The sequence below is a fragment of the Microcystis aeruginosa NIES-843 genome (assembly GCF_000010625.1).
Taxonomy (GTDB): Bacteria; Cyanobacteriota; Cyanobacteriia; order Cyanobacteriales; family Microcystaceae; genus Microcystis; species Microcystis aeruginosa.
Genome location: NC_010296.1, coordinates 4,611,794 through 4,628,731 on the forward strand (window position 1 = coordinate 4,611,794; position 16,938 = coordinate 4,628,731).

Consider the following 16,938-nt stretch of genomic DNA (forward strand, 5'->3'; position numbering starts at 1 on the left):
ACCTATCATCAACTAAGTAGCCAATTACAATTAAAGATAAAATACAAAGAACCAGAAGCTTGTCCCACTATCTAAAAATTAATTGAGATTACTTACTTATAATAACAGTGGTACGATAAAACCGATCAAATATCTAAGGAGTTGTCATGAATTACAATCGCAATATAATACCATTAATGGCGGGGGGAATTTTAATATTAGCTTTTACTACCATACTGCGCCCTTTTGCCGTTATTGATACTGGCGAACGCGGCGTTGTCATGTACTTTGGCAAAGTGCAAAAACAAATCCTCGATGAAGGAATTCATCCCGTTATACCGATTGTCACCAAGATCAAGCCCATCAACGTTCGAGTCCAAACAACGGAAGTAAAGGCAAAAGGATCTTCCAAAGATTTGCAAGATGTGGAAACAACTATTATCGTTAACTGGCACATCGACCCCGACAAAGTCAATCAGATTTATCAACAAGTTGGGGATATAAATGAGATTGTCTCTGGTATTATCAACCCAGCAGTATCGGAAATTGTCAAAGCGGCAACAGCACAACGTCCCGTACAAAATATCTTGCAAGAGCGAGGAGAACTCAAACGTGAAATTGACACTTCCCTCGCCCAAAGATTAAGACGTTATGGGATAACTATCAATGATGTATCTCTCGTTAATTTTGGTTTTTCCGAAGAGTTTAACGCGGCGATTGAAGCCAAACAAGTAGCAGAACAAAAGGCAGAAGAAGCAGCTTTTCGCGCACAACAAGCAGCACAGGAAGCGAAAGCGGAAATCAACCGCGCGAAGGGACAGGCAGAAGCTCAAAAACTATTGCGCCAAAACCTAACAGCAGAAATTTTACAACAACGAGCAATCGAAAAGTGGGATGGACGTTTTCCTGTCGTCATGACTGGTTCAGGCTCCCTTCCCCTGATTAACATCGATTCCAATTTATTATCATCTCAAAAAGAGTAAATAACTTTAGTTCGCGTTAAAGAGATTTTGCCATGACTTCCACGAAAGAATAAGTCCGACCGGCCACGGTAAAATTTCCCACAAGAACTGCTGGGGCCGCATCTTAACTTTGTAGAAATATCGACAATCGGGAATTATCAGTGACTCTTAAATTATTCCCAATATATGAACAACCACAGGTGTGCATCGTAGATTGACAAAAATGAGATGCACTCAATGCTCGAACTTGTCTAACTCGATGCCAGACGGGAAAATAAGCACAAATTTAACTATACTCATTACAATATAAATATCAACGACCACGATTAAAAACTCTTATGCGGGTAACTCTAAAATCGGCCTTGAGTGACAGTCATATCGATGCTAATCAAAGCAGCAGTCAACGTCAACTGATGCTATCGATCGCCGCCACCAGTGAACAGATCAACACAAATTTACCGATTAATCTTTGTTTAGTTCTCGATCATAGCGGTTCTATGCAGGGAAAACCCCTAGAAACGGTCAAAAAAGCGGCTTTAAGTTTAATAGAATCCCTCGGAGTTAATGATCGTCTCTCGGTGATAGCTTTCGATCATCGCGCCAAAGTTATTCTTCCCTCCCAATCGCGAGAGGATGATCTGACCTTAATTCGCTCAAAAATTCAACAATTACAAGCGGGAGGAGGTACGGCGATCGATGAAGGGATAAAATTAGGTATTCAAGAAAGTTCTACCGGCAGCAAAGGTTATGTGTCTCATATTTTTCTGCTTACCGATGGTGAAAATGAACACGGAAATAATCAACGCTGTTTAAAATTAGCCGAAGTGGCGGCCGAGTACGGTATCACCTTAAATACCTTCGGTTTTGGCGATCATTGGAATCAAGATATCCTAGAAAAAATTGCCGATATCGCCGGCGGAAGTTTATCTTATATCGAAAGACCCGAACAGGCTTTAATTGAATTTACTCGTCTATTTAACCGTTTGCAATCTGTCCGGTTAACTAACGCTTTCCTGCAATTAGAATTAGATGCTCGGACTCATTTAGCGGAGTTAAAACCCATTGCCCAAGTTGCCCCAGAAACTATAGAAATGAGCATACAAAAAGAGGGCAATTTTTACATCACCCGTTTGGGTGATTTAATGATAGATGAAGAAAAAATTATCCTCCTCAATCTCTATATCGACCAAATTCCCCCCGGTACTCATACCATAGCTAAGGTGAAGATTCGCTACGATGATCCCGCTTCCGGTCAAAAAGGGCTAGAAACTGCGACTGTTAGCCTTAATATCGCCTCCCAAGCTATCTATCAATCCCAATTAAACGAGCAAGTTCAGAAATCGACTCTGACTTTAGCCAAATATCGTCAAACCCAAATCGCTGAAGAAAAATTAAAACAGGGCGATCGAGCAGCCGCCGCCACCATGCTACAAACCGCCGCCAAAACCGCCTTACAATTGGGAGAAAAAAACGCCGCCACTGTCCTCCAAACTAATGCCACCCGTTTACAGGTGGGAGAAGAATTGAGCGAGGGAGATTTAAAGAAAACCCGCATTATTGCTAAAACAAGACTACAAACCGACGGAGAGACAGGAAAATGATTAAAATTCGCCCCTTGCCCCTAGGAATTTTTCTGGTGACAATGTTCGCTCTTCCCCTCAAACAACAGTATTAACTCGCCGTCGGCGATCGAGCCATTGTTGTAAAATAATCGCCGCCGCTTCCCGATCGATCGCTCCCTTATCCCAAGAGGAAAACTGTTTTTTGGCTTTTAAGAATTCTTCCGCCTCTAGGGACGTGCAACGCTCATCAATGTATTCGAGGGGCAAATCTAAGGCGATCGCTAGTTTTTGGGCGTATTTTTGCACCTGTTGGGCCTGAAATCCTAGTTCTCCGGCCATGGTATAGGGCAGTCCCGCCACCAAAATCTTAATATTTCTTTCCTTGACAATTGCCTCAAACTGTGGTATGTCGGCAACAAAGGAAGAACGGATAATCGTGGTTAAACCGGTGGCGATTAAACCAGTGCCGTCACATCCTGCCACTCCTACCCGTTTTTTGCCGATATCTAAGCCGAGGGCGGCGACTCTTTCCATCACACTGGATGCCCCTGATCGGGGGGTTCCGAGGGCGGTTTGACTGGGGGAAGTTCCCCCGGACTGTCGAGGGAGTCCAGGGGGGGATTATTGGGCCATTTTAACCAAGACATCCGACTAGGGATAGGAGTTCGCGGCACCGATTGTAAACCCTGCAGCATTTCTGCCAGGGCGGAATTTTCTGGCTTAGTTTCGCGGATTTTGTGCCATACCGAGCGCGACATCATCAGGGTGTGAGAACTGCGGATCGCTCCCAATTGTTCCAGATATTCCCGTCTTTCGTGCTGATAATCGGCAGATATCAACTCTAGCGAGCGAGGGGGATACTTGCGAGTGATCTGGGCCATCTGGATTAATAACTTAGGATAGAGCCAAGTGTAGGCGGGATGGACAATTAATTTCGCTTGATGGGGTCGCTCATCCCGATTAGATAGAATTAATTCAAAATAACCGATCGCCGCTTTTCGTTGCGGTTCAAAAACGTAACCGCGACTAATTTGCGGACTGCCGCACCAACTTTGACAGCGATAGAGCAAACTATCAACTAAATTGATTTTAAAATCCTGGATATGGCGATCAAATACCTGACGCAGTAGCGGCGGCATAGACACACAATCTAACTGATAGAGCAATTGAGCGTCAGCATTGCTCACAGGCAGTAAATTCGGTAAATCTGCCTCTTGTTTGCTCAATTCCTGTAATAATTGCGGCGGTAAAGACCAATAGGTTAATTCTGCCAAAGGCTGAAAACCGTGTTGCCGAAAAAGTGCCAAACTGTCCTTTTGATTGATATTAACCTCTAACACCCAGGTGCGCGCTTCCCAAACCGTTTCTAGACAATAACGCAGTAATTGCGCCCCGATGCCCTTGGGTTCGCTTAAAGACTCCCCTGGATGCACCCGCACCTGTTCCACCCGCCAAGTGCTGCGACTACTATTAAAAGGGGTGACTTGGATTGCCCCGCGAATTTTCCCTTCTTCTCCCCGATTGGCCATGGCCTCAGCCACATAGACATGAAAACGGTGTTGGAGAGGATTGGGAAAAAAACTGAGAATTTTAAATAACCCAAACCAAGGCCGCACCTGCTGCACCTGGGTGCGGAAATTTTGGGCGCGACGATCAATATCCTCATCGAAGTCATCCAGGGTTAAAGCTTCAATGTCTTCCAAATCCCGATACTGTACGGGACGGATTGGGCGATCGCTAAAATCGTCCCCTTGGGGAACAGGAGAAGTGGTCATGGCTCTGGGGTAAATATCGTCTATGCACCTATCTTACCGTAGAATCTAGAGGCACTTCCCCACCAATAACAATTTCTGAGGGATCATAGGGGACCACCACAGAAAGAACACCTCGATCGGTAGCTGGGGTTTTTTGGGTCAAATTTCCGATTATGACAATTGGATGCTACAATAACGGACGGTTAATCAGTCCGAATTTGCAGTAAAAGTCTTTGAGTCAATCTGTAGATACCACTAACACCCTAGACACTCTAGCTCAAGAACTAGCCGCCATTCAGCAGACCGGTTCTAAGCGCGTCGCTTTATTGGGTTCCCGTCACGTTCCCATCACACACCAGCAATTGATCGAAATGATGGCCTATGCCCTCGTGCTGGCGGGCAATCGGATTATGACCTCCGGGGCGACGGGAACCAATTCCGCCGTCATTAAGGGGGCAATGCGGGCAGATCCTAATCTGTTAACCGTGATCTTACCCCAAAGTCTCGATCGCCAGCCCCTGGAATCCCAAGAACAACTCCAGCAGGTTATCCATCTGGTGGAATGTCCCGAAAATGACCATCTATCCCTAGGGGAAGCCAGCAGCCTCTGTAATCGCGAGATTATCAATCGTTGTCAACAGTTAATCTGTTTTGCTTTCCACGACAGTCAGACCCTTTTGCAAACCTGCGCGGAAGCGGAAGATCAACGCAAGCTAGTTACCCTATTTTATTTTGACTAAATTCAGCGATGAATCTCTCCGTCAGTGCCATTCTTCTCTATTCGATAGTGGCTGCCGCTATCTCTGTCTATCTACCTTTTCTGCTGGTCGCTTACGCTAGAGCTAAGGTGGGTTACGATACCTCCGCTCCCCGGGCAATGTTCGACCAACTCCCAGACTACGCTAAACGAGCAACTTGGGCCCATCAAAATGGTTTTGAAACCTTTATGATCTATAGTGCCGCCGCTCTCATGGCCTACGTTACAGGAGTCTCCTCATCCTTGGCCGCTGTCTGTGCGATCGCTTTCGTGATCCTCCGGCTTTTATTTTCCCTTTTTTATATCACTAATGTCCCGATCGCTCGTTCCCTGATGTTCGGTCTCGGCTCTCTCTGTACCTATACTCTCTTTGGGTTGAGTTTAATCAAGATTCAGTAGTTCGGGGGGGGCAAAAACCCCGATGGGAAATCGGGTTAGAAGTTGCTTAACCCGAACTAAAGTTAATTTTGTTACTGATAAACCGGTAATTTGGGATTATCTACTGATAACAAACCGGTTAAAAGTGAGGCGGGTTTTTGACTGTAGGGCCAGGCAAAAGCATGACGAAAAGCCGCATCTTGACAAGCTTGTAATTGTCGAAAATCGATCACATCTAGGGTGAGTAAATTTTCGTACTCGAAGGGCAGCCGGACATTGTGTAAACCAGCATTATCGGTACAGATAGCAATATCAACCCCCGCTTCAAAACAGCGATCGAAGACTATCTTTAATTGCGATAAACTTTTGAGGGTGCCAGTTTTTAAATAGGTGGTGGGACAGACTTCTAAACATTGATGACGACGGGCAACTTCCGGCAGCAATTCCGGATATTGTAGGGGAATTTGAATACCGTGACCAATTCTTTGCAGATAGGGCAGTAATTGGGGATAACAACCGTCCTTTGTTTCGTAAAGATGGCCGGTGGTATTTAAACCCTCTTCCCTGGCATAACTGTATAAACCAGCAAATTCCTCTAGTCGAGTTTGGTAGTAGGAATCACCCCCGGCAATATCGATCGCACAGACGTATTCTTTCATCTCTAGGGCCAGATCAACGATCGCTTTGTTGACTTCGGAGGGAAGTCGCGAGTGCATACAGAGAATTTGACTGGTAATAATCGGATATTCGCTCATTTTCGAGGCTTGACCGACGATCTCGACAATCGATCGCATTTGCTCGATTCGCTCTGTTTGGTTCAAATGTTCGTCGGTGCGATAGTAGGGAGTATAGCGCAATTCTAAATAGGCAAGATTCTCGAAGATGTAAGCGCCGCGAATCAGACGATAGATAAAATAGGGCAAAGTTTGGGCGGTTTGAACACTTTCGACTAGGGTATGTAATTCCAAATACTCATCTAAACTATTGCGTTCACGGGTGTAAAATTCCTCAAAAGCGGGGTATTCCTGGAATTTGGCCGCTAAATCCCGCTCATGTCTGTGAAAGTAGCGCCAGAGAATTCTCGGTACTACAGATCCCCCTAAATGCCGATGCAAATCTGCGTATAAAGCCACAACTCCGATGCTCCTTAGTCTCTCAAATGTTCCTTAAATATAACGAAGTTTTACAATTGTTTGACAATTGTTGCCAAATATTATCAGTACCTATCCAGTGATCGGCTGGGTGTTGGGGAGCGGGGAGATAGTGAACAGTCGCTAGTACAAGGCTCAGATCTGATCACCGATCACTGATTCAAGGCTGACAGCTAGAATAAGGTCATTAAACCTAAATAAAGCTTTAGGGAATAGAGGGGTGACAACATATACAATGATTGGGGTTTATCCTCAAGCAACCCTAAGCCTATGCCACGCCGTGATGACTTACAGAAAATCCTAATCTTGGGCGCTGGCCCAATTGTCATCGGACAAGCCTGTGAATTCGACTATTCGGGAACTCAAGCCTGTAAAGCCCTACGAGAAGAAGGTTATGAGGTAATTTTAGTCAATTCTAACCCCGCCTCGATCATGACCGATCCAGAAATGGCCGATCGCACCTACATTGAACCAATTCTGCCGGAAATTGTCGAGAAAATTATCGCCAAAGAACGTCCCGATGCCATTCTACCGACTATGGGCGGTCAAACTGCCCTAAATACCGCGGTAGCTTTGGCCAAAAGCGGCGTTTTAGAAAAATATAACGTGGAACTGATCGGGGCAAAACTTCCCGCTATTGAAAAAGCCGAAGATAGGGAACTATTCAAAAAAGCAATGGAGAAAATCGGTGTTCCCGTCTGTCCTTCGGGGATTGCCAACAATTTAGAAGAAGCAAAAGCGATCGCCCATCAGATCGGTTCCTATCCTCTCATTATCCGGCCGGCCTTCACTTTAGGAGGAACGGGGGGCGGTATTGCCTATAACCAAGAAGAATTTGAACCGATGGCCCAGTATGGTCTAGATTGTTCCCCTACATCGCAAATTCTCGTCGAAAAATCCCTAATTGGCTGGAAAGAATACGAATTAGAGGTCATGCGCGATCTAGCCGATAACGTGGTGATCATCTGTTCGATCGAAAACTTTGACCCGATGGGGGTCCATACCGGCGACTCGATTACGGTTGCGCCCGCCCAAACCCTGACCGATAAAGAATACCAACGCCTCCGGGACTATTCTAAGGCAATTATTCGGGAAATTGGCGTAGAAACCGGCGGATCGAACATCCAATTCTCCGTTAATCCCACTAACGGCGACGTAATCGTGATTGAGATGAATCCCCGGGTATCCCGTTCTTCGGCCCTAGCATCGAAAGCCACGGGATTCCCGATCGCTAAATTTGCCGCTAAACTAGCAGTAGGCTACACTTTAGACGAAATTCCCAACGATATCACCAAAAAAACCCCGGCTTCCTTTGAACCGACTATCGATTACGTCGTCACCAAAATTCCTCGCTTTGCCTTCGAGAAATTCCCCGGCTCCCAACCGATTCTAACTACCCAGATGAAATCCGTCGGGGAAGCCATGGCTATCGGTCGAACTTTCCAAGAATCCTTTCAAAAAGCGCTTCGCTCCCTAGAAACGGGACGTTTTGGCTTTGGTTGCGATAAAGTCGAAACTCTCCCCCCTCTCTCGGAAGTCCGGGCCGGTTTGCGGACACCTAACCCCGAACGAGTTTATAGTATCTATCATGCTTTTAAATTGGGCATGAATGGGTCGGAAATCCACGAACTAACCGGGATTGATCCCTGGTTCCTCGATAAATTGGCCGATTTGATGGAAACCGAGAAGTTTCTCAAACGAACTCCCCTGAAAAGTCTCGGCAAAGAGGACCTATTCGCTATTAAACAACAGGGATTTAGCGATCGCCAAATCGCCTTCGCCACCAACACCAGCGAGGACGAAGTAAGAAGTTATCGCAAGGGTTTGGGTATTGTTCCAGTCTATAAAATGGTGGATACCTGCGCGGCGGAATTTGAGGCCCTGACACCCTACTATTATTCCACCTACGAACAGGTAGAATCGGAAGTTTTACCCTCCGATCAACGCAAAGTGATGATCCTCGGTGGTGGTCCCAATCGCATCGGTCAGGGGATAGAATTTGACTACTGTTGTTGTCATGCCGCTTTTTCCCTCAGTCAAGCCGGTTTTGAGACGATTATGGTCAACTCTAATCCGGAAACTGTCTCCACCGATTACGATACCAGCGATCGCCTTTACTTTGAACCCCTGACCAAAGAGGATGTCTTAAATATCATCGAAGCGGAACAACCAGAGGGTTTAATTATTCAATTCGGTGGGCAAACTCCCTTAAAACTGGCGGTTCCCCTGCAAAAATATTTAGAATCGCCTAATTGTCCCGTAAATACCAAAATTTGGGGAACTTCACCCGATTCGATCGATGCCGCCGAAGATCGAGAACGGTTTGAAAAAATCCTCCGAGAATTAGATATCCGACAACCCCTCAACGGTATTGCCCGCAATTTCCAAGAATCCCAAGCAGTGGCTAAACGCATCGGTTATCCTGTGGTAGTACGTCCGTCCTACGTTTTAGGCGGTCGGGCGATGGAAATCGTCTATTCCGATAGCGAATTGGAACGCTATATGAAGTACGCAGTACAGATAGAACCGGATCACCCGATTTTAATCGATAAATTCCTCGAAAATGCCATCGAAGTGGATGTGGATGCCCTGTCAGATGCGACGGGAACAGTAGTTATCGGGGGATTAATGGAACATATCGAACAAGCGGGCGTACATTCGGGCGATTCTGCCTGTTCTATCCCCCATACGTCCCTGAGTGCCTCGGTTTTAACCACAATTCGACAATGGACGGTGGAACTAGCGAAAGCTTTAAAAGTAATCGGTTTGATGAATATCCAGTATGCGGTACAGGGGGAGACAGTTTATATCTTAGAAGCGAATCCCCGCGCTAGTCGTACTGTTCCCTACGTTTCCAAAGCAACGGGAGTTCCTCTGGCAAAAGTTGCCTCCCTCGTCATGTCAGGCCGAACCCTGACGGAATTGGGTATCATCAGCGAAGCAATTCCCCGTCATATCGCCGTCAAAGAAGCGGTTTTACCCTTCCAGAAGTTCCCCGGTGCTGATACTCTCCTGGGACCAGAAATGCGTTCTACAGGCGAAGTAATGGGGATTGACAGCGATTTTGGCAAAGCTTTCGCTAAAGCGGAAATGGCCGCTGGCGTGATTTTAGCCACCAGTGGGACGGTTTTCGTCTCGATGAATGATCGCGATAAAACCCCCATGGTTCCCGTAGTTAAGGATCTGCAATCCCTCGGTTTTCGCGTCGTCGCTACTTCGGGAACTCGTAAAGTTTTGTTAGAAAACGGTTGCGAAAATATCGATTTAGTGCTAAAGATTCACGAAGGCCGTCCCGACGTTGTCGATTGGATCAAAAATGACTGGATTCAGTTTATTGTCAATACTCCCAGTGGTGAAGAATCCCAAAACGATGGCCGAAAAATTCGCCGTACTGCCCTCGATTATAAGTTACCAATTATCACCACTATCGCCGGGGCAAAAGCGACGGTAGCGGCCTTAAAATCCCTGCAATCGCAACCTTTAGAGGTGAAAGCTTTACAGGATTATCTCGCCTAATTTCAGTTATCAGTTATCAGTTATCAGTTATCAGTTATCAGTTATCAGTTATCAGTTAGAAAGGGGATATAGGGGTTTAGGGATTTAGGGATTTAGGGGTTTAGGAATATAGGGGTTTAGGGAAATTTCAGCCAAATGCCCCACTACCCCATCACCCCACTACCCCATCACCCCATCACCCCATCACCCCATCTCCCCATCTCCCCATCTCCCCATCACCCCACACCCCACACCCCACACCCCACTTCCTAATTCCCATGACCGATACTCTAAACGATTATAAAAACCTGATTAGTGAACTGATTAACCGTTATAAAAACCGCGTCGATTTCCTGACAATTCGTCTGGAAGAAGCGCGAGGGACAAATATTCTACTACGTTCCGAACGAGTGGAAACCCTCAGCGAAGGTATTGCTATCGGTGGTCAGGTACGCGCTTGTTATAAAGGAGGTTGGGGATTTGCCAGCTTTAATCAATTATCCAGTTTACAGGAACGATTAGAAGATGCGATCGCTGCTGCCCGTTTAATTGGGGAAGAAGAAACCCTGATTGCTCCGGTAGAACCTGTAATTATCTCCTGTGAATTGCCTTTAACGGGAACAGATCCCCGTTTAGTACCATTAGCCGATAAAAAAGCCCTCTGCGATCGCTATAATAATTTACTGCGTCAACACCATCCCAGTATTGCCACCACTTCCGTCCGTTACAGCGATAGCAGTCAACATATTCTTTTAGGCACTTCTGACGGGACTTTAATCGAACAAAAATGGTCAGACGTAGAAATGCGTTTTTCGGCCACCGCTAGGGATGGCGACAGCGTACAAACGGGCCGGGAAACCACAGGATCCCGAAAAGCTTTCGAGGATCTGGTCAATTTAGAGGAACAGGTGCAAGGGTCGGCTAAACGGGCTGTACAAGCCCTAGTTTTGCCCCCTGTCAAGGGCGATACCTACACCGTCGTCATCGACCCCATTTTAACCGGTCTGTTCGTCCATGAGGCTTTTGGCCACCTTTCCGAGGCAGATATGTTATACGAAAATCCTGACCTTTTGGAAGTGATGAGTATGGGCAAACGTTTCGGACCGGATAACCTGCAAATCTTTGACGGGGCAGGTCCAGAAGGTCATCGGGGCAGTTATTTTTATGACGATGAGGGAACCCCCGCGACCACGACTCAGTTAATTAAAGATGGGGTTTTGGTGGGAAGACTGCATTCGCGGGAAACGGCGGGCAAATTAGGCGAAAAACCGACAGGTAACGCTCGTTGTCTCAATTATCATTATCCGCCCATTGTCCGCATGACCAACACTTGGATTGAACGGGGAACCACTCCCGTTAAAGAGTTATTTTCGGGGATAAAAACGGGAGTTTATGCCCAAAATTGGCAGGGAGGCATGACTAACGGCGAAATGTTCACTTTTAGCGCCGGGGAAGCTTGGATGATTCGCGATGGAGAAATTGCTGAACCCGTTAAAGATGTGACTCTCTCCGGTAATGTCTTTAAAACCCTAGCCAATATTGAGGCAATTGCTGATGATTTCTACTGGGATGAGTCAGGAGGCTGCGGAAAAGGGGGTCAAAGTGGTTTACCGGTCGGCTGCGGCGGCCCCAGTCTCCGTATCCGCGATGTGGTGGTGGGGGGAGAAGCAGATATTTAGTGAACAGTAAACAGTAATCAGTAATCAGTGAAAAGACAGCAGAAAACTGCTATTTGATGATGCTCACTTAATACTCAAAACTGATAACTGATAACTGCTGTAGCGGAGTTTCATAAGGGCGAAATCTATCTCATCTTCTCGTCACTGTCTTCAATTTCTTGATCATCTTGATTGATTTCTTCTTTAAATCCCCGTAAAGTTTTCCCCAAAGCTGCCCCAAATTCGGGTATTTTTTTCGGTCCAAATATCAGGAGAACAACGACAGCAATAATTACTATTTCTGGCCAACCTAATCCAAACATAATCTTGAAAGTAAAAAGTAAAAAAAGAGAAAGGAGTCAGAATTCAGGAGTCGGAAACTTAACGGTGATAACTGATAACTGATAACTGATAACTGACTCTATGCTGCCACTTCTGCGCGTTTGTAAGCTTCGTCGAGGACTTCTGAGAGAGTCGGATGGGTGTGGATGCGGAAAGCGAGTTCATGGACGGATTGGCGTTCAGCGATCGCATTGGCCGCTTCTTGAATTAAATCCGATGCGTGGATACCGATAATATGAACACCGAGTAATTCCCCCGTATCCTGACGATAAACGACTTTAGCGATGCCTTCCGTTTCTCCTTCCGCTAAAGCCTTAGAATTTCCCTTAAAATAGGTCTTGACAGAAGCCACCTTATAGCCTTCTTGCTGTGCCAAAGCTTCTGCTTGCGGTTCCGTTAAACCCACATAACTAATTTCGGGGTGGGTAAAAGCGGCAGCGGGAATACTGCGATAATCGATGGTTTTTGGGCGATTACAGATATTTTCAATGGCTATTACCCCTTGACCCGAAGCAGCGTGAGCTAACATCATTTTACCCGTAGCATCGCCCACGGCCCAGAGATGGGGAACCGGTTCACCGGACTGAATTACCTGCATTTTGTCATTAACGGCAATAAAACCGCGTTTATCCAGTTCTACCCCAACAAATTCCAATCCGAGATTCTTTGTCGCCGGGATTCTTCCTGTAGCGACTAAACAAGCATCTACTTCTAAAATTTCGATCGCTTCTTTGCTTTTTGCGTCCACCAGTTCAATGGCCACAGGATTCCCCGGTTTAATACTTTTTGCCAAAACTCCCACATAAGTCTCGATGTCTCTAGGTTTAATCAGAACTCTTTCCGCGATTTTCGAGATTTCTGGGTCAAATCCAGGCATGAGACTATCTAAAGCTTCGATCATCGTCACTTCACAACCCAAAGCGGTGTATATATCCGAAAATTCCAGACCGATATAACCACTACCGATAATTGCGATCCACTTGGGTAAAGTTTCTAATCTAACGGCCTCATCGCTGGTAAAAACCGTTTTATGATCGATCTCGATCCCCGGTGGGACAAAGGGAACCGACCCCGGACAGAGCATAATATCCTTAGCGGTGTAGATTTTTTCGCCACTATCCCCGATGACGCTAACTTTTTGCGGGCCAGCGATTTTTCCCCAACCGTGGATAGTATCAACCTTGAGACGTTTAAGACTATTAGTGAGATCGCCTCTAATTTTACTGACAAGGTTGTTAGCATGATCGGCAATTGTTGGACGGTCAAAATTAACGCCACCGATGGCAATACCTAGACTTTTCAGATGGTCACTATCGGCTAATTCTCGCACTCGTCCCGAGGCTGCCAGCAAAGCTTTAGAAGGAATACAACCGCGATTAACACAGGTTCCTCCCATATCTTTGGCTTCGATAATAGCTGTTTTTAGCCCACATTTGACTGCGTGTAGGGCTGCCCCGTGGCCACCAACTCCAGCACCGATAATAATTAAATCGTAGTCGAATTCACTCATAGTCTCTCTGACTCTCAAAGTTAGCATTATCTCATTTTACGATCCACTGCGATCAAGCTGTGCTATCCCGGTCAAAAACTGGAGCCAGTTTTTAGCCATCAGGCTCTTGTGCATTGAAACTGGCTATTGGCAATTTTAGGACAAGACGTTACTAGACCTCTGGTAAAAATCAAAAATTGTTGTTGGGGTTAGGAGCCGGTCGTCAGTAGTCAGGAGAATTTTAAATGCTCTATTCACAGATTTTAGGCTATTTAAGCCTTATTTTTGCTGTTTTTGAATCCTCAAAAATTAATTATGCAAGGTGTTACTGGTTCTTCGTTACTTGGTATGGTTCGATAGGGGGTCATAAATCGACTAAATCCTTATCTGGTAAGAGACTTAATTGATTAGTTCGCTCTAGATCAAAAATAATTGACAAAAATCGCTAAATGCCTTTCTATATAAGGGTTCCATCCCTTATAACCCCCGTCCATTGCATAACAATTACCGAAGAGCCGTGTTACTTAACCAAGATATGAATACTAATCCTGCATCGTATCCATAAGTTAGTTTAGTGCTAGATTGGAAAAATTAGACCTCCCGCCAATACTTTGCCAGATGAAAGACCCATCTTTCTCCTACCATAATTTAGGCTCGAAACCAGAATCATTAATAATTTCTACCGTTTCTCCCGATGGTTTAATCACAAATAAACCCTGTTTATAGGCATAACGATCTACTCCTTCGTCTATTTCTATTCCCGCCACTGCACCATAAGCCTGATAGTTTCTATAATGGGGAAATGCCTGTTTAAATCGACTTAATTTTTCTAAAAAATCGTTGACATCATCTTTCGATAAACGAGACTTACATTCTACTAAAACTACCTCGGTTTCATCGACGGCTAAAATGTCAATCTCCATGGCTATTCCTTGCCGTTTTACCCTGGCACGACTGTAGGTTTCTTTGACATCGATACCTTTGCTACGAAATAGGCCAATAACAGCAGGTTCGACTAATTCCTCGACAAATCTTCCCCAGCGAGTGGTTAAACTATCCACGGCACGACTGGTATTGGCCACTGTTTTCTCTAGCTTGGCTAAACGGCGATCGGCTTCGGCCTTGGCTTCAGCAGCCCGGCGATCGTATTCAGCGGCCCGGCGATCGGCTTCGGCAGCCCGGCGATCGGCTTCGTCCTTGGCTTCGGCAGCCCGGCGATCGTATTCTTGGCGTGATTGTTCAAACTTTTCGTTAGTTTTCTCAAAAAGTTTATAGATATCTTCGATGGTAATCGGTTGAGACATGGTTATTTGTTTTAATCTTTCTTATTTTACTATAATTGTACTAGCAAAGTACAAGTCATTTTAGGGACGGGTGTTAATTGAGCAAGTCAATAGTTATACAAATCCGTTGAGTAACGCACAGAAAACGGGTTTCTCGGAGAAACCCGTTTTCTACTCATGCAAAAGGCAAAACGGAGAATAAATAATCAGTTTTTAATAACTGGATTTAGTATGAGGACGATATAGCGGGGACGGGAACCACAGTTTCTTCGTTGATCATGGTTTCTAACTGTTCAGCCTGGGATTTGGCTCAATAAATTGATAATTGTAAATAATTGTTACAAATACTTGACTTAAGATATTTCTATGGTGACAGAAACACAGATCAAAGAAAAAGCGCTAGAGTTGGGCTTCCATGGGGTCGGTATTGCCTCTGTGGACAGCCAAGACTCGGCGGTATCCCATCTAAAAAGCTGGTTAGAGCGGGGTTATCACGCTGATATGGATTGGATGACTAACCCGAAACGACAGGATATCACAACTCTTTGGCCAGAAGTGCGATCGCTAATTTGTCTCGCCCTTAACTACTACACCCCCCAGCAACACAGTCAAGAACAAAACCATGGCAAAATTTCCCGTTATGCTTGGGGAAGGGATTATCACAAAGTATTAAGTAAAAAATTAAAAGCCCTCAGTCAATGGTTAGAAAGTCAGGGGGAGCAAATTCAAACCCGTTACTATGTGGATACAGGACCGGTACAGGATAAAGTTTGGGCCCAAAGAGCAGGGATCGGCTGGATTGCCAAGAACGGTAACTTAATTACCCGTAATTACGGCAGTTGGGTGTTTTTAGCCGAAATATTAACTAATTTACCTTTAGAACCCGATCGACCCCATAGTGACCATTGTGGCACCTGTAGCCGTTGTTTAAGCTCTTGTCCGACCCAAGCAATAGTTAGTCCCTATGTGGTGGATGCTAATCGCTGTATTGCATACCATACCATCGAAAATCGTGCTGTAACTTTGCCTACAGAAATTGCCAAGAATTTACAAGGTTGGGTAGCCGGCTGCGATATCTGTCAAGATGTCTGTCCTTGGAATCAACGTTTTGCCCAAGTTACCGACGTGGAGGATTTTCAACCTCGTCCCGAAAACCTCTCGCCAAGGTTGGATGAATTAGCTAATCTAACTATAGAGGAGTGGGATCGTCGTTTCATCTCGTCAGCCCTACGTCGAATTAAACCCCAGCAGTGGCGACGTAATGCCCAAGCTAATTTAGCTCATTCCCCTCACCCCGCACAAGATGACAATTAAAGTGGTCGTGTTCGATTTTGATGGTACTATCGCCGATACCCACGATACTTTCGTGGAGATTGTCAATCGTTTGGCTAAAAATTTTGGTTATCAACCCGTCAACGAGGAAGATTTGGCCAGACTAAAAAACCTTAGTTCCCAAGAAATTATTAAACAATCCCAAGTTTCCCCCGTTAAAATCCCTTTTTTACTCTATCGAGTTAAACGGGAATTAAATAAACAAATTGAATGTCTGAAACCCTTCCATGGCTGGCATCACTGCCTCGCCACTCTTAAAGAAAGAGGCTATAGATTAGGAATCATAACTTCTAATACCAAAGAAAATGTCACCATATTTTTAGCAAATAATCAACTCTTAAATTTATTTGATTTTATCTGTTCTGGAACGCCTTTATTCGGCAAACACAAAATTATCGATCGCCTGATTCGAGAAAATAAATTCTGTCCCGATGAAATGATTTATGTCGGCGATGAAACTAGAGATATTACTGCTGCCCAAAAAAGTCAAGTGCAAGTGGTGGCCGTCGCTTGGGGCTTTAATTCCCCTCAAATTCTCACTCAATTTAACCCCGATCATCTCATTCATCATCCCCTAGAATTATTGGATATTTTAGATAGGGCTGGCTGAAAAAGTTTTTCCTAGGGGCAAGGAGAGGCAGTTTGGGCATTTGTACTAAAATTACCAATACTCAGTTTAAATATAGACTTCGATCGATGGGGGCAGAGAGACTCGAACTCTCACGAGCTTATAAGGCTCAACGGATTTTAAGTCCGTAGCGTCTACCATTCCGCCACGCCCCCGTTATTTAACCGA

Annotated in this window: 14 protein-coding genes and 1 tRNA gene; 8 read left to right on the forward strand and 7 right to left on the reverse strand. The window is 45.3% G+C overall.

The window, feature by feature from the left end; translation table 11 throughout:
* Nucleotides 1-146: 146 nt before the first annotated feature.
* Nucleotides 147-962 (forward strand): prohibitin family protein, encoded by an 816-nt coding sequence (locus MAE_RS21845; RefSeq protein WP_012267475.1) that lies wholly within the window; start codon nt 147-149, stop codon nt 960-962.
* A gap of 317 nt (nt 963-1,279) precedes the next feature.
* A complete protein-coding gene (locus MAE_RS21850) occupies nt 1,280-2,542 on the forward strand; it encodes a vWA domain-containing protein (RefSeq protein WP_012267476.1) in 1,263 nt (420 codons plus the stop codon).
* A 57-nt stretch (nt 2,543-2,599) separates the two neighbouring features.
* Here MAE_RS21850 and ruvX read toward each other — a convergent pair whose 3' ends face one another.
* Entirely contained in the window at nt 2,600-3,037 is a 438-nt protein-coding gene (gene ruvX, locus MAE_RS21855; RefSeq protein WP_012267477.1) for a Holliday junction resolvase RuvX, read from the reverse strand.
* Nucleotides 3,037-4,278, reverse strand: coding sequence for a GNAT family N-acetyltransferase (locus tag MAE_RS21860; RefSeq protein ID WP_002795877.1), 1,242 nt, complete (start codon nt 4,276-4,278; stop codon nt 3,037-3,039). The genes ruvX and MAE_RS21860 overlap by 1 nt, the downstream gene beginning before the upstream one ends.
* 212 nt (nt 4,279-4,490) lie before the next feature.
* Between MAE_RS21860 and MAE_RS21865 the strand changes: the two genes are divergently transcribed.
* Nucleotides 4,491-4,997 carry a hypothetical protein gene (locus MAE_RS21865; RefSeq protein WP_002741066.1) on the forward strand — a complete coding sequence of 169 codons (507 nt, stop codon included), beginning with the start codon at nt 4,491-4,493 and terminating at the stop codon, nt 4,995-4,997.
* Between the two features lie 8 nt (nt 4,998-5,005).
* Complete coding sequence (locus MAE_RS21870) at nt 5,006-5,413, forward strand: MAPEG family protein (protein ID WP_002763339.1); 408 nt, start codon at nt 5,006-5,008, stop codon at nt 5,411-5,413.
* Nucleotides 5,414-5,484: 71 nt separating this feature from the next.
* Here MAE_RS21870 and MAE_RS21875 read toward each other — a convergent pair whose 3' ends face one another.
* The gene (locus tag MAE_RS21875) at nt 5,485-6,525 is read right to left on the reverse strand and encodes an adenosine deaminase (protein WP_002795879.1); all 1,041 of its coding nucleotides are present in this window, start codon (nt 6,523-6,525) and stop codon (nt 5,485-5,487) included.
* A 288-nt stretch (nt 6,526-6,813) separates the two neighbouring features.
* Between MAE_RS21875 and carB the strand changes: the two genes are divergently transcribed.
* Together carB and MAE_RS21885 are read left to right on the forward strand one after the other, a co-directional pair.
* Nucleotides 6,814-10,059: a carbamoyl-phosphate synthase large subunit gene (gene carB, locus MAE_RS21880; RefSeq protein WP_012267479.1), complete on the forward strand. Its 3,246-nt coding sequence runs from the start codon at nt 6,814-6,816 to the stop codon at nt 10,057-10,059.
* Nucleotides 10,060-10,316: 257 nt separating this feature from the next.
* The gene (locus MAE_RS21885) at nt 10,317-11,717 is read left to right on the forward strand and encodes a TldD/PmbA family protein (RefSeq protein WP_012267480.1); all 1,401 of its coding nucleotides are present in this window, start codon (nt 10,317-10,319) and stop codon (nt 11,715-11,717) included.
* Between the two features lie 125 nt (nt 11,718-11,842).
* Here the strand turns inward: MAE_RS21885 and tatA are convergent, their stop codons facing one another.
* The 3 genes from tatA to MAE_RS21900 form a co-directional block, all read right to left on the reverse strand.
* Nucleotides 11,843-12,019 carry a twin-arginine translocase TatA/TatE family subunit gene (tatA, locus tag MAE_RS21890; protein WP_002763330.1) on the reverse strand — a complete coding sequence of 59 codons (177 nt, stop codon included), beginning with the start codon at nt 12,017-12,019 and terminating at the stop codon, nt 11,843-11,845.
* Between the two features lie 98 nt (nt 12,020-12,117).
* A complete protein-coding gene (gene lpdA / locus MAE_RS21895; RefSeq protein ID WP_041804281.1) occupies nt 12,118-13,548 on the reverse strand; it encodes a dihydrolipoyl dehydrogenase in 1,431 nt (476 codons plus the stop codon).
* 617 nt (nt 13,549-14,165) lie between these two features.
* On the reverse strand, nt 14,166-14,831 hold the full coding sequence (locus tag MAE_RS21900; protein WP_012267483.1) for a DUF3782 domain-containing protein: 666 nt from the start codon (nt 14,829-14,831) through the stop codon (nt 14,166-14,168).
* Nucleotides 14,832-15,176: 345 nt separating this feature from the next.
* Here MAE_RS21900 and queG point away from each other — a divergent pair, with 345 nt between their 5' ends.
* A complete protein-coding gene (queG, locus tag MAE_RS21905; RefSeq protein ID WP_012267484.1) occupies nt 15,177-16,124 on the forward strand; it encodes a tRNA epoxyqueuosine(34) reductase QueG in 948 nt (315 codons plus the stop codon).
* Nucleotides 16,114-16,752 (forward strand): HAD-IA family hydrolase, encoded by a 639-nt coding sequence (locus tag MAE_RS21910; RefSeq protein ID WP_002795886.1) that lies wholly within the window; start codon nt 16,114-16,116, stop codon nt 16,750-16,752. Before queG ends, MAE_RS21910 begins: the two co-directional genes overlap by 11 nt.
* Nucleotides 16,753-16,839: 87 nt before the next feature.
* Here MAE_RS21910 and MAE_RS21915 read toward each other — a convergent pair.
* Nucleotides 16,840-16,925 (reverse strand) — tRNA-Leu (locus MAE_RS21915).
* Nucleotides 16,926-16,938 lie beyond the last annotated feature (13 nt).

Coding starts and splice junctions, on each gene's coding strand:
- MAE_RS21900 (WP_012267483.1), bottom strand. CDS start 14,831: ATGTCTCAACCGATTACCATCGAAGATATCTATAAACTTTTTGAGAAA.
- queG (WP_012267484.1), top strand. CDS start 15,177: ATGGTGACAGAAACACAGATCAAAGAAAAAGCGCTAGAGTTGGGCTTC.
- carB (WP_012267479.1), top strand. CDS start 6,814: ATGCCACGCCGTGATGACTTACAGAAAATCCTAATCTTGGGCGCTGGC.
- MAE_RS21860 (WP_002795877.1), bottom strand. CDS start 4,278: ATGACCACTTCTCCTGTTCCCCAAGGGGACGATTTTAGCGATCGCCCA.
- MAE_RS21910 (WP_002795886.1), top strand. CDS start 16,114: ATGACAATTAAAGTGGTCGTGTTCGATTTTGATGGTACTATCGCCGAT.
- lpdA (WP_041804281.1), bottom strand. CDS start 13,548: ATGAGTGAATTCGACTACGATTTAATTATTATCGGTGCTGGAGTTGGT.
- tatA (WP_002763330.1), bottom strand. CDS start 12,019: ATGTTTGGATTAGGTTGGCCAGAAATAGTAATTATTGCTGTCGTTGTT.
- MAE_RS21850 (WP_012267476.1), top strand. CDS start 1,280: ATGCGGGTAACTCTAAAATCGGCCTTGAGTGACAGTCATATCGATGCT.
- MAE_RS21870 (WP_002763339.1), top strand. CDS start 5,006: ATGAATCTCTCCGTCAGTGCCATTCTTCTCTATTCGATAGTGGCTGCC.
- ruvX (WP_012267477.1), bottom strand. CDS start 3,037: ATGGAAAGAGTCGCCGCCCTCGGCTTAGATATCGGCAAAAAACGGGTA.
- MAE_RS21885 (WP_012267480.1), top strand. CDS start 10,317: ATGACCGATACTCTAAACGATTATAAAAACCTGATTAGTGAACTGATT.
- MAE_RS21845 (WP_012267475.1), top strand. CDS start 147: ATGAATTACAATCGCAATATAATACCATTAATGGCGGGGGGAATTTTA.